Origin of the sequence: Micromonospora sp. SH-82 (genome assembly GCF_051132485.1) — a bacterium.
GTDB lineage: Bacteria > Actinomycetota > Actinomycetes > Mycobacteriales > Micromonosporaceae > Micromonospora.
Genome location: NZ_CP148049.1, coordinates 2,599,084 through 2,614,160, shown reverse-complemented (window position 1 = coordinate 2,614,160; position 15,077 = coordinate 2,599,084). Strand labels below are relative to the sequence as shown.

The 15,077-nt window shown below is 73.7% G+C and carries 12 protein-coding genes and 1 pseudogene; 12 read left to right on the top strand and 1 reads right to left on the bottom strand.

The features are described from left to right. Nucleotides 1-122: 122 nt before the first annotated feature. Nucleotides 123-260: pseudogene (locus tag WHN02_RS12025) on the bottom strand (IS1096 element passenger TnpR family protein); the annotation flags it as partial. Nucleotides 261-410: 150 nt separating this feature from the next. Between WHN02_RS12025 and WHN02_RS12020 the strand changes: the two are divergent. The 12 genes from WHN02_RS12020 (at nucleotide 411) to WHN02_RS11965 (ending at nucleotide 15,025) form a co-directional block, all read left to right on the top strand. After that, nucleotides 411-1,181: a pyrimidine reductase family protein gene (locus WHN02_RS12020; RefSeq protein WP_434743385.1), complete on the top strand. Its 771-nt coding sequence runs from the start codon at nucleotides 411-413 to the stop codon at nucleotides 1,179-1,181. Nucleotides 1,182-1,385: 204 nt separating this feature from the next. Beyond that, on the top strand, nucleotides 1,386-3,134 hold the full coding sequence (locus WHN02_RS12015; RefSeq protein WP_434743384.1) for an ATP-binding protein: 1,749 nt from the start codon (nucleotides 1,386-1,388) through the stop codon (nucleotides 3,132-3,134). A gap of 18 nt (nucleotides 3,135-3,152) precedes the next feature. Further along, nucleotides 3,153-4,301, top strand: a complete 1,149-nt coding sequence (locus WHN02_RS12010; protein ID WP_434743383.1) for an exonuclease SbcCD subunit D — start codon at nucleotides 3,153-3,155, stop codon at nucleotides 4,299-4,301. Further along, a complete protein-coding gene (locus WHN02_RS12005) occupies nucleotides 4,301-6,775 on the top strand; it encodes an AAA family ATPase (protein WP_434743382.1) in 2,475 nt (824 codons plus the stop codon). The genes WHN02_RS12010 and WHN02_RS12005 overlap by 1 nt, the downstream gene beginning before the upstream one ends. Further along, the gene (locus tag WHN02_RS12000; protein ID WP_434743381.1) at nucleotides 6,772-7,749 is read left to right on the top strand and encodes a hypothetical protein; all 978 of its coding nucleotides are present in this window, start codon (nucleotides 6,772-6,774) and stop codon (nucleotides 7,747-7,749) included. The genes WHN02_RS12005 and WHN02_RS12000 overlap by 4 nt, the downstream gene beginning before the upstream one ends. Beyond that, on the top strand, nucleotides 7,749-8,606 hold the full coding sequence (locus WHN02_RS11995) for a spermidine synthase (RefSeq protein WP_434743380.1): 858 nt from the start codon (nucleotides 7,749-7,751) through the stop codon (nucleotides 8,604-8,606). The genes WHN02_RS12000 and WHN02_RS11995 overlap by 1 nt, the downstream gene beginning before the upstream one ends. A 105-nt stretch (nucleotides 8,607-8,711) precedes the next feature. Beyond that, on the top strand, nucleotides 8,712-9,401 hold the full coding sequence (locus WHN02_RS11990) for a sigma-70 family RNA polymerase sigma factor (protein ID WP_350895697.1): 690 nt from the start codon (nucleotides 8,712-8,714) through the stop codon (nucleotides 9,399-9,401). Further along, nucleotides 9,398-10,180: an anti-sigma factor family protein gene (locus WHN02_RS11985; RefSeq protein ID WP_434743379.1), complete on the top strand. Its 783-nt coding sequence runs from the start codon at nucleotides 9,398-9,400 to the stop codon at nucleotides 10,178-10,180. The genes WHN02_RS11990 and WHN02_RS11985 overlap by 4 nt, the downstream gene beginning before the upstream one ends. A gap of 212 nt (nucleotides 10,181-10,392) precedes the next feature. Beyond that, nucleotides 10,393-11,064, top strand: a complete 672-nt coding sequence (locus WHN02_RS11980; RefSeq protein WP_434743378.1) for a COG4315 family predicted lipoprotein — start codon at nucleotides 10,393-10,395, stop codon at nucleotides 11,062-11,064. A 247-nt stretch (nucleotides 11,065-11,311) separates the two neighbouring features. Further along, complete coding sequence (locus WHN02_RS11975) at nucleotides 11,312-12,232, top strand: DNA-3-methyladenine glycosylase family protein (RefSeq protein ID WP_434743377.1); 921 nt, start codon at nucleotides 11,312-11,314, stop codon at nucleotides 12,230-12,232. 76 nt (nucleotides 12,233-12,308) lie between these two features. After that, a complete protein-coding gene (locus WHN02_RS11970) occupies nucleotides 12,309-13,412 on the top strand; it encodes an ATP-dependent DNA ligase (protein WP_434743928.1) in 1,104 nt (367 codons plus the stop codon). 53 nt (nucleotides 13,413-13,465) lie between these two features. Further along, nucleotides 13,466-15,025 carry an alpha/beta hydrolase gene (locus WHN02_RS11965; RefSeq protein ID WP_434743927.1) on the top strand — a complete coding sequence of 520 codons (1,560 nt, stop codon included), beginning with the start codon at nucleotides 13,466-13,468 and terminating at the stop codon, nucleotides 15,023-15,025. The last annotated feature ends 52 nt before the right edge of the window (nucleotides 15,026-15,077 follow it).

The following is a 15,077-nucleotide window of genomic DNA, read 5'->3' as shown; positions in this document are numbered from 1 at the left end:
TCCCACCAGTCGGGAGACGACGCCGGGGGCGCCGACCGAACCCGCAGTGCCCGTCCGGACACCCCTCGTCGGGGTCGGCGACGACGACGTCCTCCACCATCGGGTCGTGCTCGCACCGGTCAGTCCCGCCGGTCCATCGGGCACCCCGCCACCCTGTGTAGTCGGTCCAGGGTGTGGCCCCCGGGCACCAGGACCCGCCGCCGCAGGGTCGGCCGGTGCCCGGACAGGGACACCTTCAGCTGAAAGATCTGACGGGACATGCGGCCCTGTCCTTCCTCGGCCTAGGCTGGCGGCATGATCTGCCGAGCGTGCCGGGCACGGCGGCACGACGAGTGCCCCGGCCGGAACTGGTGTGACTGCCAGCACCGTACTCCCGTACCGACCCCTGTGGTGACCGGGCCGGCCGGCGAATGAGCGTACGCACCGCCATCCACCGGCTCCTGCCGCCACCCGAGGTCGATCCGCCGTCCCCCCGTACCGCCGACGGGTTGTCGCAGACCGAACTGACCACGTTGTACGAACGGACCGACGGACCGCGCCTGCGGATGAACTTCGTGGCCAGTCTGGACGGTGCGGTCAGTGTGGACGGACTCTCCGAAGGACTCTCCGGTGAACCGGACAAGCGGGTCTTCCGGCTGCTCCGGATGCTCTGCGACGGTCTGCTGGTCGCCGCCGGGACGGTACGCGAGGAGGGCTACCGCGCCCTGCGCCTGGACGAGCGACGTCGGGCCTGGCGCACGGAGCGCGGACTGCCGGCGTACCCGACGCTGGTGGTGGTCTCCGGGTCCCTGGCCCTCGACCCCGGACAGGCCGCGTTCGCCGACGCCCCGGTCCGGCCGATCGTGCTCACCCACGACGCCGCCGTGCCGCCGCCCGGGTTGACCGACGTGGTCGACCTCCTCCGGTGCGGCACCGACCGGGTGGACCTCGCGGCCGGGCTGGTCGAGCTGCGCCGCCGTGGGCTCGGACAGGTGCTCTGCGAGGGCGGCCCCCGGCTCTTCGGCGCGCTCACCGCCGCCGACCTCGTCGACGAGGTCTGCCTGACCGTCTCCCCGCTGCTGGCCGGTCCGGGAGCGGGACGGATCACCGCCGGGGAGGAGACGCTCCCCCGCCGGTTGCCGCTGCGGCACGTGCTCGGCGCCGACGACGGCACCCTCCTGCTCCGGTACGCCCGCGACTGACCGCTGCGGGCACCGCCGCCCGCCGGTCGGGGTCGCCCACCACCGGTCGGGGTCGCCCACCGACCGGAGCCCGTCGACACCGACGGTGTGTCGGCGGTCGCCGCCAGTGGGCGGCGGCACGTCGCGTGGCAACCTGTCACACTCCTCGGGCAGGATGCAGGACGTGTGCGCTGACCGAGACACCCGGCTGACCGGAGTCCCCCGATGACCGACGACGAGTTCGACGGCGCGGGCGGCGTCGGCCGGGTGCTCGGCACCGCCGACGCCACCCCGTTGCAGTTCTGGACGGCTGTGGCCCCCGGCAGCTACCTGCAACTCGACGACGTGGTGGTGACCCGCCGTGAGCTGCCCGACCGGGAGCCGGTGACCATCGCCGGGGTGGTGACCCAGGTCCGGGCCCGGCACGAGGGGGCGCAGTTCGACTCGGACGTCTTCGCCATCGCCGACGGCACCCTCCCGGCGATGGTCCAGGAGGCCGCCGAGATCACCACCACCCGGGTCGACCCGGAGTTCTACGTGCCGCCCTCGCCGGGGGCGGTGGTGCACCGCGCCGAGGGGGACGCCCGGGCCCGGGCGCTGCACTTCGACCGGATGGAACGGCGGATCCCGATGGGGATGGGCCGCGACGGGGTGCCGGTCTACCTCAACGCCGACTTCCTCGACGGCACCCGGGGGGCGCACGTCTCCATCTCCGGCATCTCCGGGGTCGCCACCAAGACCAGCTTCGCCACCTTCCTGCTCTACTCGGTGTTCCGGTCGGGGGTCCTCGGCGGGGACGCCGTCAACGCCAAGGCGCTGATCTTCAACGTCAAGGGCGAGGACCTGCTCTTCCTCGACCATCCCAACACCCGCCTCGACGAACCCACCCGGGCCGGGTACGCCAAGCTCGGCCTGGACGCCGGTGCCTTCGCCGACGTCCGGGTGTACGCCCCGCCCCGGGTCGGCGACTCCTCCGGCACCCCGGACGTGAGCAGCCGGCTCAGCGGGGTGGACAGCTTCTACTGGACGCTGTCGGAGTTCTGCGCCGACCGGCTGCTGCCGTACGTCTTCGCCGACGCCGACGACGAGCGCCAGCAGTACACGATGGTGGTCCACTCGGTCGCCGCCCACCTGGCCCGGTACGCCCAGCCCGCCGACGGTGGGGTGAGCATCGACGGGGTACGCCTGGGCAGCTACGGCGACCTGGTCGACCACATCGTGGAGCAGCTCAACGACGACGAGACCCGCAGCGACTGGGCGGGCAGCGCTGTCGGGTTGGGCACCGTCAACGCCTTCGCCCGGCGGCTGATCGGCAGTAAGAAGGACCTGTCCCGGCTGATCCGGGGCGACCTCGCCACCCGCCGCCCGCACAGCATCAACACCGCCGAGAGCGCCCAGGTCACAGTGGTCGACCTGCACAACCTGCCGGACCGGGCGCAGCGGTTCGTGGTCGGGGTGACCCTCAAGAGCGAGTTCGAGCGCAAGGAGAAGGCCGGGACCGCCAAGCCGCTGCTCTTCGTCGTCCTGGACGAGTTGAACAAGTACGCCCCCCGGGAGGGTTCCTCGCCGATCAAGGAGGTGCTGCTCGACATCGCCGAGCGGGGACGCTCGCTCGGCGTCATCCTGGTCGGGGCGCAGCAGACCGCCAGCGAGGTGGAGCGGCGGATCGTGACGAACTCCGCGATCCGGGTGGTGGGTCGGCTGGACCCGGCCGAGGCGTCCCGCCCGGAGTACGGTTTCCTCCCGCCCGCCCAGCGGCAGCGGGCCCTGTTGGCCAAACCGGGGACGATGTTCGTCAACCAGCCGGACATCCCGGTCCCGCTCTGCCTGGAGTTCCCCTTCCCGGCCTGGGCCACCCGGGTCTCCGAGGCCGGTCGGGCCCCCTCGCAGACCCTCCGGTCGATCACCGGGACGACCGACCCGTTCGTGGTGGTCGGCTCCGGCGGCGGCAGCGACGACGACATCCCGTTCTAGTAGTCAGGTGACCTCCCGATGAAGATCCTGCACACCTCCGACTGGCACGTCGGCAAGGTGCTCAAGGGGCGGTCCCGGGCCGAGGAGCACAAGCAGGTCCTCGCCGGGGTCATCGAGGTCGCCCGCACCGAGCGCCCCGACCTGGTGATCGTCGCCGGTGACCTGTACGACACGGCGGCCCCCACCCCGGAGGCGACCCGGCTGGTCACCCGGGCGTTGACGGCGCTGCGCCGGCTCGGGGCCGACGTGGTGGCCATCGGCGGCAACCACGACAACGGGGCGGCCCTGGACGCGCTGCGCCCCTGGGCCGAGGCGGCGGGGATCACCCTGCGCGGCAGCGTCCGGGAGAACCCGGACGACCACGTCGTCGACGGGGTCACCGCAGGCGGCGAGCGGTGGCGGGTCGCCGCGTTGCCGTTCCTGTCCCAGCGGTACGCGGTCCGCGCGGTGGAGATGTACGACCTGACCGCCGCCGAGGCCAACCAGACCTACGCCGACCACCTGGGCCGGATCGTGGCCCGGCTCTGCGAGGGGTTCGACGAGGCGGGTCGGGTGCACCTGGTCACCGCCCACCTGACAGTGGTCGGGGCGGCGGTCGGCGGCGGGGAACGCGACGCGCACACGGTCCTCGGGTACGCCGTCCCGGCCTCGGTCTTCCCCGGCACCGCGCACTACGTCGCGTTGGGACACCTGCACCGGTCACAGCGGATCAACGGCCCGTGCCCGATCCGGTACAGCGGCAGCCCGCTGGCCGTCGACTTCGGGGAGCAGGAGAACGTCCCCTCGGTGACGGTGGTGGAGGTGACCCCGACCACCGCGGCCCGGGTGCGGGAGGTCCCGGTGACCGCGGCGCTGCCGCTGCGTACGGTCCGGGGCACCCTGGAGCAGCTGGCCGAGGCCACCGTCCCGGAGGGCTGGCTGCGGGTGTACGTCCGGGAGCAGCCCCGGGCGGGGCTGCGCGAACAGGTGCAGGAGCTGCTTCCGACGGCGGTGGAGATCCGCATCGACCCGGAGTTGGTGCCGGCCCCCGGCAGCGGCACCCGGACCGCCCAGCGGGCCGGCCGGTCCCCCCGGGAGCTGTTCGCCGACTACCTGGACAGCCGGGGGCACGCCGACGAGGGAGTCCGGGAGCTGTTCGACGAGCTGTTCGAGGAGGTCGACCGGTAGTGCGACCGATGCGCCTGGACCTCGCCGGCTTCACCGTCTTCCGGGACCCGACCACCGTCGACTTCACCGACGCGGACTTCTTCGCCCTGGTGGGGCCGACCGGCTCGGGCAAGTCCACCGTGTTGGACGCGATCTGTTTCGCCCTCTACGGCACGGTGCCCCGGTGGGGCGGGGCACGGGGGCTGGGCAACGCCCTCGCCCCGTCGGCCACCGAGGCCCGGGTCCGGCTGGTCTTCGAGTCGGCCGGTGACAGGTACGTGGCGACCCGGGTGGTCCGGCGGGACGGGCGGGGCAACGTCAAGACCGCCAACGCCGGGATGCAGCTCATGCCACCCGGGTTCGACGTGACCAAACTGGACACCGGGCTGAGTCCGGAGGACCTCGGTGAGGTGGTGGCGGGCACCCCTGCCGAGATGGAGAAGGCGGTGCTGGCCGCCGTCGGGCTGCCGTACGAGCAGTTCACCAGCTGTGTGGTGCTGCCACAGGGACAGTTCGCCGACTTCCTGCACGCCAAGCCGGCCACCCGGCAGCAGATCCTGGTCAACCTGCTGGGCCTCGGGGTCTACGAGGAGGTGCAGAAACGGGCCACCGAGCGGGCCGGGCGGGCCGAGGCGCGTCTGGAGGAGGTCGACCGAATACTCGGCGGCCTCACCGACACCGACGACGCCGCCCTGGCCGCTGCGCAGGGGCGGGTCGAGCAGGCACGGGACCTCGCCGGGGCGGTCGGGTCGGCCGTACCCGAGTGGGAGGCCGCCCGCGCGGCGCAGCGGGAGGCGGGGGCGGCGCTGGCCGCCATCGACGCCGACCTGGCCGTCCTCGGCGCGGTCCGGCCCCCCGACGGGGTGGCCGAGGTGGCGCTGGCGGTCAGCGTGGCGCGGGCCGCAGCCCAGGAGGCCGCGACGGCGGTGACGGTGGCCGAGGAGCGGGAGGAGAAGCTGCGCGGAGAGCTGGCCGGCGTGGGCGACGAGAGCGCCTCGCGGGTGCTGCTGTCGGCCTACGCCGACCGGGACCGGATCTCCGGGGAGCTCGCCGAGGTGACCCCGGCGCTCACCCTGGCCCAGGACGAACACGAGGCGGCGGTGGCCGCGCTGGCGCAGGCCCGGGCGGCCGCCGAACGGGCCGAGTCGGTGTTGGAGGCGGCGTTCGCGGCGCACGAGGCGGCCAAGGCGGCCGACCAGGCGGCGGTGCTGCGCGCCCACCTGGCGGCGGGTGCGCCCTGCCCGGTCTGCGAACAGCAGGTGTCCCGGGTGCCGGCGCTGCCGGCCGGGTCGGCGGTGGCGGCGGCCGTCGCCGCCGGGAAGACGGCCCGTTCCGAGAGCGACTCGGCGAAACGCGCGGTGCAGGACCGGGACGTGGCCGCCCGGGACCTGGAGCGGGTGCTGCTGCGCGCCCGGGCCCGGCACGACCAGCTGCGGGACCGGCTGACCGAGTTGGACGACCGGCTCGCCGGGGCCGCGACCCCGGAGGCGCTCCGGCACGACCTGGCCGAGCACGCCCGGCTGCGCCGGGCCCTGGACGAGGCGGCGGGCGCGGTCCGGACCGGCCGGGACGCGGCCCGCCGGGCCCGGGGGGCGGTGGACGCGGCCGAGGAACGGCTGCGGACCTCGTGGCGCGACTTCGACGCGACCCGGGACGGGCTGGCCCGGCTGGCGCCCCCGGCCGCCGACCGGGACGACGTGAGCGCCGCCTGGGCGGCCCTCGCCGAGTGGGCCGCGGGTCAGGCCGCCCGGCGGCACACCGAACGGACGGAGCGGGCCGCCGCGGTCGACGCGGCCCGCCGGGCGGCCGAGGTCGTCCAGGGGCGGATCGCCGAGTTGCTCGCCGCCGCCGGGTTGACCCCGGACGACGATCCGGTCCGGGTGGCGGCGGTCGCCGTGGAGCGGGCCGAGGCGGATCACCGTCGGTCGGTGGAGCGCCGTGAGCAGGCCGCCGGGCTGCGTGAGCAGCGGGCCGGGCACGAACGCGAGGCCCGGTTGGCGCGGGCGTTGGCCGGACACCTGCGGGCCAACAACTTCGAGCGGTGGCTGCTCGCCGAGGCGCTGGACCTGCTGGTCGACGGGGCGTCCCGGATCCTGCGGGAACTCTCCTCCGGCCAGTACGACCTCGTCCACGACAAGGGGGAGTTCTTCGTCGTCGACCACCACGACGCCGGGCTGCGGCGCGGGGTGCGGACCCTCTCCGGTGGGGAGACCTTCCAGGCCTCGCTGGCCCTGGCCCTGGCCCTCTCCGAGCAGCTGGCCGGGCTCTCCACCACCTCGGCGAGCCTGGAGTCGATAGTGCTCGACGAGGGGTTCGGCACCCTCGACGTGGCCACGTTGGACACCGTCGCCGCCACCCTGGAAAGCCTGGCCGCCCGGGGGGACCGGATGGTCGGGGTGGTCACCCACGTACCCGCCCTGGCCGAACGGATCCCGGTCCGGTTCGAGGTCCGCAAGGACGCCCGTACCGCCCGCGTCGAACGGACCGGCCTGTGACGACGGGGGAGGAACCGGCCGGGGCGCAACTGTTCGTCGACTCCTGGGACCCGGGGTACGGGGCCTCCTTCGAGGCGGCCCCGGCCGGACCGGCGACGCCGAGCAGCGCCCAGGTCGACGCCACCGTGGAGTTGCCGGTGGTGGACTGGCGGGCCATCGACGTGTGCCGGGACGTCTCGGCACCGGACGTGGTCCTCCTGGTCGACGGGGTACGCCGGATCGACGCCAGCGTCTGGACGGCGGAGCCGGACGGGACCTCGTTCCCCGGGGTGGCCGCCTCGTACGCCGCCGGGGTGGTCTGCTGCGACCTGGTGCGGGGGGCGGCGAGCCTGGCGGGGGCGACGGTGGGCCGGGGGCTGTTCACGGCGAGTCCGTCGGCGCGGGAGGTGGTGGCCGGGCGGATCCGGTACCCGGTGCACCGGGTGGGGGGCAGCGGGGAGATGAACAAGCTGTCGGCGGCGGTGCAGGGGCCGCTGACCGCCCTGGAGGTGGAGGTCTCCGGGGCCGCCCGTACCGACGGTGACCTGCTGGTGGTGGACGGTCCACTGCGGAGTCGGCGCAACCTCCCGCGCACCCTGGGCTACGTCAAGACCCAGCACAGCCAGTACCTCGACGCCCGGCTGACCTCGGTGGTGACCGGGCTGCGGTCGGGGCAGCGGTCGCCGGTGTTCCGGCTGGGCACCGCCTGGGGTGGCTACTCCTGGTATCTGCGGCTGCCGGTGGCCAGTCGGGCCCCGTGGGCGGGGATCGTCCGGGTGGAGTGTTCGGCGGAGCTGCCCGAGTCGGCGGCGATCGGGCTGGCCGACCTGTCGCTGGTGACGCTCCCCCGGTTCGCGTCGACGCCGTACAAGGATCCACGGGCGCCGCAGAACCTGGTGCCGATCGCCGGGTTGGAGCGCCGGCTGCGGGCGTTGCTGGGCGACGCCCGGCTGCTGCACCGGGCGTTGACCGCCGCCGCCCGGGCCGGACACTGATGGGTCGGCGGCGCGGTGCGGACCGGTCGGTCGAGGAGGTCGACACCGGCCGGGCCGAACTGGTCCCCGACCCGGACCGGCCCCGCTCGTTCACCCTGCTGCTCGACGGTGCCCCGCAGTCGCACGTCGACCTGGCCGACCCGACCCACCTGGAGTTCGAGTACGTCCGGCGGTTCGCCGCCGCCCTCGACCTGGTCGCCCCGCCGGGGACGCCGCTGCGGGTGCTGCACCTCGGTGGGGGCGCGTTGACCCTGCCCCGGTACGTCGGGGTGACCCGTCCCGGCTCCGCCCAACGGGTCTGCGAGGTCGACGGTGCCCTGGTGGAGCTGGTCCGCCGGGCGTTGCCGTGGCCGGCCGACCTCCGGATCCGGGTACGGGTGGCCGACGCGCGGGCGATGTTGGCGTCCACCCCGGACGCGAGCTTCGACGTGGTGGTGGCCGACGTGTTCGCCGGTGCCCGTACCCCGGCGCATCTGACCAGCGTGGAGTACGTCGCCGAGGTGGCCCGGGTGCTGCGACCCGACGGGTGGTACCTGGCGAACGTGGCGGACGGGCCACCGCTGCGGCACGCCCGGGGGCAGGTGGCGACGGTACGGGCGGTCCTGCCGTACGCCTGCGTGGTGGCCGACGCGGCGGTGCTGCGCGGCCGACGGTTCGGCAATCTGGTGCTGGTGGCGGGGCGGACGGAACCCCCGGTGCCGGAGCTGACCCGACGGGCGGCCGGGGACTGGTTCCCGGGCCGGGTGGTGGCCGGTGGGGAGCTGGACCGGTTCGTCGGGGGCACCTCTGTGGTGCACGACGCGGACGCCACCGGATCGGTCGCACCCCCTTCGGGATTTTTTTCCGCCGGTCGTTGATCCGCTGGGGCGACACCTGCGTATCACCGGGCAGCCCTGCTCGACGGAGTCCACGGAGTCCGTCGGGGGGGCCGACTGAGCTGACAGGACGTTCCGGAGGTCTGCATGCATGCGGTGGCGGCCGGCTGGCACGGCGACCGGGTCCGGGCGGACTGGATGTCCGCCCGCTCCCAGTCCCGGGTCTCCCGCTCGACCCGGGGGGTCGACGCCCGTTCGGTCGATCGCCAGAATGACCCGGTGACCCCGCGACCGACGACCGGACGCCATCAGGCTCCGGACGACGCGGGTCACTCGGACCGGTTGATCCGGCTGCTCTACGCCGAACACGCCGGTCCGCTGCTGGCCTTCGTGATGCGGCTGACCGGCGGTGACCGGCAGCGCGCCGAGGACATCGTCCAGGAGACGCTGCTGCGGGCCTGGCGTAACGCGCACCGGCTGGGCGTCCAGGGGCAGGGGTCGTTGCGCCCCTGGCTGGTGACGGTGGCCCGGCGGATCGCGATCGACGAGCACCGCAGTGAACAGGCCCGCCCGCCCGAGACGTACGACCGGGACCTGACCGCCTTCGCGGAGGCGGACAGCACCGAGCGGGTGTTGCGGACGATGACGGTGGCGGACGCTCTGCGTACGCTGAGTCAGTCACACCGGGAGATCCTGGTGGCCACGTACTTTCGGGGACGGACCGTGCCCGAGGCGGCCGAGGAGTTGGGACTGCCGTTGGGTACCGCGAAGTCGCGGGTCTACTACGCACTTCGTGCACTGCGCACGGCGCTACAGGAGAGGGGGGTGACGGAGTGAGCCGGACGGAGCACATGGACGTCGCGGCGTACGCGCTCGGCGTACTGGACGAGCAGGACACCGAACGGTTCGAGGAGCACCTCGCCGCCTGCTGGGCGTGTGCGGCGGAGTTGGAGACGATGGTCCCGGTGGTGGGGATGCTCTCCGACATCGACGGCGAGACGATGACGGCGATGGAGCAGACCGCCACGGATCCCCGGCTGCTGGACCGTACGTTGGCAGCGGTGCGCGGCCAGCGACGTCGCCAGCGGTTCCGGCAGATCCTCACCACGGCGGCGGCGGTGGTGGTCTTCGGCGGGTTGACCGGGGTGGGCATCGCCAGTGTCACCGAGGGCGGCGCCCCGTCGGAGTTGGGGGCCCAGCCGAGCGTGACGGCACCGGTGGGCGAGCCGGGCACCCCGAACCCGTCGGCGTCGGGGCCGGGGCTCGGAGGCCGGGACGAGATCGAGGGCGACCCGTACGCGGGCACCGACGCCAGCACCGGCGTGGAGGCCACCTTCTACGTCTCGGACAAGCCGTACGGCACGCAGGTCAACTTCGTCCTGAACAAGCTGCCCGGTCCGCGTGACTGCCGACTGATCGTGGTCCGCCGCGACGGGTCGACGGCGGTGATCTCCTCCTGGGCGGTGCCGGAGGGCGGCTGGGGCACCAACACCAACTCGGAGAAGTTGGTCCTGGGTGCCACGACCGCCGTGGAGCGGGGCGACATCGAGCAGTTGCAGGTGCAGAACATCAGCGACCGAGGGGTGGCGACCGCCCTGGTGACAGTGAAGATCTGACGGTTCCCGTCGAGCGATCGGCGTCGGCCTCCCACGACGGGGGCCGGCGCCGATCGGTGTTTTTCCGGCCAAACGGCCAGGTGCGCCCTGATACGCAGGAAACGGCCAACCGGTTCAACCATTGATCGGTGACATTGGCCACCTCGACGCGTTCAACCTTGACACGCTCCCCCGCGTACTACTCGGCGACTGACCAAGTATGAGGAGGGCACGTGGCACACCTGAAGCGGACCGTCGTCGTGGCGGTAGGTGCAATGGTCGCACTGACGGCTTGCGCTCCGGCAGGCTACGACGGGACGAACCCCGGCCCCGCCGAGCCGGTGGCCGTCGCCGCCGCCGAACCCACCTCGACTGCCGACCCGGGGGCGACCCCGGAGGTGACAGCGGAGCCCACGGCGGCCCCCACCGCCGACCCGACCGCCGACCCGACGTCCGCCCCGATCCCGTCGAACGTCAAGCTCACGCAGGCGCTCAAGGGCAAGGCGGTGCCCAAGATGGGCAAGGTCGTCACCGACGAGAAGGGCTTCCTGCTCTACCGTTTCGACAAGGACACCAACGACCCGGCCGCGTCGAACTGCATCGACAAGTGCGCCCAGGTCTGGCCGCCCGCGCTGACCGACGGCAACCCGCAGCTCGACGGGGTCGCCGACGAGAAGGTCGGCACCGTGACCCGGCAGGACGGCACCCGTCAGATCACCCTCGACGGCTGGCCGCTCTACCGCTACATCGGTGACAAGAAGGCCGGCCAGTGGAAGGGCCAGGGCGTCGGCGGCACCTGGTTCGCCGTGCAGCCCAACGGCAAGAAGAACCTGGAGTGCCTGCCCACCGGCACCCCGAAGGCCGTCGAGCCGCCGTCGAACGCCGACTCCGGCTCCTCGTACTGACACACCCCTTCCGCCCCCCGTCGGCGGTGTCCCGGATCGCCGTGGCGGCCGGTGCGACAGCCGACGGGGGGCGGGGTGGACCTGGACGTCGGTGCACCGGCAACGCGGACGTCCACGGAAGCGGCGTCGGCCCGTACGGGCCGACGCCGCGGTGCGTTCGTGCTGCCGGGACCACGACCCCCGGTCCCGGCAGCACGGACCCACGACCCCCGGTCCCGGCAGCACGGACGCGTGACAGAGTGTCCGGGTGGACGCGACAGGTCCGGCGGCCCGCCGGGTGCTGCGGCCCCCCGCCGACCACCGGTTGGGGGCGTCGGTCCGTGCCCTGACCTTCAGCAGGTACGACCCCTGTGCCCGGATCGCCGACGGGGTCTTCTGGTGGGCCACCCGCACCCCGGACGGCCCGGCCACCCTCGCCCTCCGGCCGACCGGCGGTGACCTGGTCGCCGAGGGGTACGGCCCCGGTGCCGGATGGGTGGTCGACCGCGCCGACGCCGTCGCCGGGCTCCGCGACGACCTGACCGGCTTCGCCGAACAGGCCCGGTCGCACCCGCTCGTCGCCCGGCTCGCCGCCCGGCACCGGGGGCTCCGGATGCCCACCACCGGGCTCGTCTTCCCCCGGGTGCTGCGGGCGATCCTGGAGCAGAAGGTCACCGGAACCGAGGCCTACCGGGGGTACGCGGCGATCGTGCGGCACTTCGCCGAACCGGCCCCCGGCCCGGTGCGGCAACTGCTGCTCCCCCCGGATCCGGCCGCCGTCGCCGCCGCCCCCTACTGGGTCTTCCACCCGTTCGGGGTGGAGCAGCGACGAGCGGAGACGCTACGACGGGCCGCCGCCATGGCCGACCGGCTGCAACGCTGCGCGGACTCGGCGGAGGCCACCCGTCGCCTCACCGCCGTCCCCGGGATCGGGCCGTGGACCGCCGCCGAGGTGGTCCGGGTCGCCTACGGAGACCCGGACGCGGTGAGCGTCGGCGACTACCACGTCCCCCACACCGTGACCTGGGCGTTGGCCGGTGAACCCCGTGGCGACGACGCCCGGATGTTGACGCTGCTGGAGCCGTTCCGTGGCCACCGGGGGCGGGTCTGCCTCCTCCTCGCCGCCGAGGGCCTGCACGCCCCCCGCTACGGCCCCCGCATGCCGATCCGCTCCTTCGCCGGCTACTGACCGTCGGGCCGGACACGCCCGGCGGTCGACGGGGAACCGGGACGCCGGCCTCGCGTCGATCTGGTTGACTGGGGCCGTGGACCTGCCGATCAATCCGCCGGTCGAGCCGATGCTGGCCAAAGCGGTTTCGTCGTTGCCGACCGACCCCGGGCTGACGTACGAGCCCAAGTGGGACGGCTTCCGCTGCATCGTCTTCCGCGACGGCGACGAGGTCGAGCTGGCCAGCCGGGGCGGCAAGAGCATGACCCGCTACTTCCCGGAGGTGGTGGAGCAGGCCCGGCGGCAGCTGCCCGTCCGGTGCGCCGTCGACGGCGAGCTGATCGTCATCCGTCGGGACGGCCCGCAGGGGCAGCCCCGACTCGACTTCGAGCTGCTCGCCCAGCGGATCCACCCGGCCGCGTCCCGGGTGAAGCTGCTCGCCGAGACCACCCCTGCCGACTTCGTCGCCTTCGACCTGCTCGCCGTCGACGACGAGCTGCTCACCGACCGGCCCTACCCGCAGCGCCGGGCCCGGCTGGAGCAGGCCCTGTCCGGGGTACGCCCACCGATGCACGTCACCCAGGTCACCACCGACGCGGCGACCGCCCGACGGTGGTTCGACGTGTTCGAGGGCGCCGGACTGGACGGGTTGATCGTCAAACCGGCGGACCTGCCGTACGCGCCGGGCAAACGGCTGATGGCCAAGGTCAAGCACGCCCGGACCGCCGACGTGGTGGTGGCCGGATTCCGGTGGCACAAGACCGGCCCGGTGGTGGGTTCGCTGCTGCTCGGCCTCTACGACGACTCCGGGGTGCTGCACCACATCGGGGTCAGCTCCTCGTTCACAGCGGCCCGCCGCAAGGAGCTCCTCGACGAGCTGGAGCCATACCGGGACGTCGACGGGGAGCACCCCTGGGTGCACGGGGACCACGAGCGGGGGCAGCGGATCCCCGGCGGGGTCAGCCGGTGGACCGGGACGAAGAACCTGGAGTGGGAGCCGTTGCGTCCCGAGCTGGTGTGCGAGGTGGCGTACGACGCGATGGAGGGTGACCGGCTGCGGCACACCGCCCGGTTCCTGCGCTGGCGACCCGACCGGGACCCGCGCTCCTGCGGCTACGACCAGCTCGACCGGCCGATCCGGTACGACGTGGACGAGGTCCTGCGTGGGGATCCCGCAGCCGTTCGCGAGGACCCCGCGTAGCGTGGCGTCGAGATCACCTGGGAGGTCGACAGTTGCCCCGTACGTCGCACCGGATCCGTCGGGTCCGGCTCATCCTCGCCGGACTCGTCGCCGTGACCTTGGTCGCCGCCGGTTGCACCCTGCCGGCGTTCGCTCCCCGTACCGCCGACGACGGCGAGGCCGCCGGGGAGCGGGCCGCCCGGTGGCGACCCTGCCCCGAGGTGGCCCAGGAACTGGTCGGCCGGGGCGCACCCGACATGCGGTACGAGTGCGCGCGGATCGCCGTACCCCGTGACTGGGGCGACGGAACGGGGGCGACGGCCGGACCGGGCAGCGGGGAGACCTTCGAGATCGCCCTCCTGCGGGCCCGGTCGGCCAAGCAGCGCGACCGGATCGGGTCACTGGTGATCAATCCGGGCGGCCCGGGTGGGTCGGGGGTGGACACCGCCGTCTACCTCTCCTTCGGGCCGGCCTTCGGTGGGCTGCCCGACAGCATCACCGAACGGTTCGACATCGTCGGCTTCGACCCGCGCGGGGTGGCCCGTTCCAGCCCGGTGGAGTGCATCTCCGACGCCGACCTGGACGCCAGCTTCGGATCCGACCCCGACCCGGTCGACCAGCAGGACTTCGACGACTACCGGGCGCTCAACCGCCGCATCGGTCAGGGCTGCGGCGAGAGGTACGGCGACCAGCTGTCGCTGTTCTCCACCGCACAGGCCGCCCGGGACATGGACGCGATCCGCTCGGCGGTCGGTGACGACAAGCTGACCTACCTCGGCTACTCGTACGGCACCCTGCTCGGCGCGACCTACGCCCAGCTCTACCCGCAGCGGGTCCGGGCCCTCGTCCTCGACGGGGCGATCGACCCCCGACAGGACCTGGTCGCCGGGTCGGAGGGGCAGGCCCGAGGCTTCGAGCGGGCCTTCGACAACTTCGACGAATGGTGTGCGGCGAACGTCGCCCGGTGCCCGATCGCCCCGGACGCCCGGGAGGCTGTCACCTCGGCGATCGACAAGGCCCGGTCCTCGCCGGTACGGGGAGCCGACGGCCGGGAGGCGACCGCCGGTTGGATCTTCTTCGCCGTCGTCTCCTCCCTCTACACCGAATCGGGCTGGGAGGCGCTGGCCCGGGCGATCGACCAGTTGGAGGGCGGGGACCCGACGGAGGTCTTCACCCTCGCCGACGGGTACGCCGGCCGGGAACCCGACGGGCGCTACTCGAACCTGTTCGACGCCAACCTCGCGGTGAACTGCTCCGACGAGGCCCAGCGGCCGACAGTGGAGCAGATCCGGCAGTACCAGTCGCAGTGGCGGCAGCAGTACCCCCTGTTCGGGCCGGCGTTGGCGACCGGGATGCTGTCCTGCATCGAGTGGCCCGCCCGACCCGACCCGTACCCGACGGGACCTGCCGAAGGGGCACCACCGATCGTGGTGGTCGGCACCACCGGTGACCCGGCCACCCCGTACGAGCAGACCCCCGCCCTGGCCGCCATGCTGGCCGTCGGGCGGGTGGTGACCTGGGAGGGCGAGGGGCACACCGCGTACCCGAAGACCGCCTGTGTCGTCGAGGCGGTCGACGCGTACCTGATCGACCTGACGGTCCCCCCGGACGGCCTACGCTGCCCGGCCCGCTGACCCGTGGAAACGGCGCGGCGCCCCGGGGTGGACGGCGCGGGTGACCAGGGGT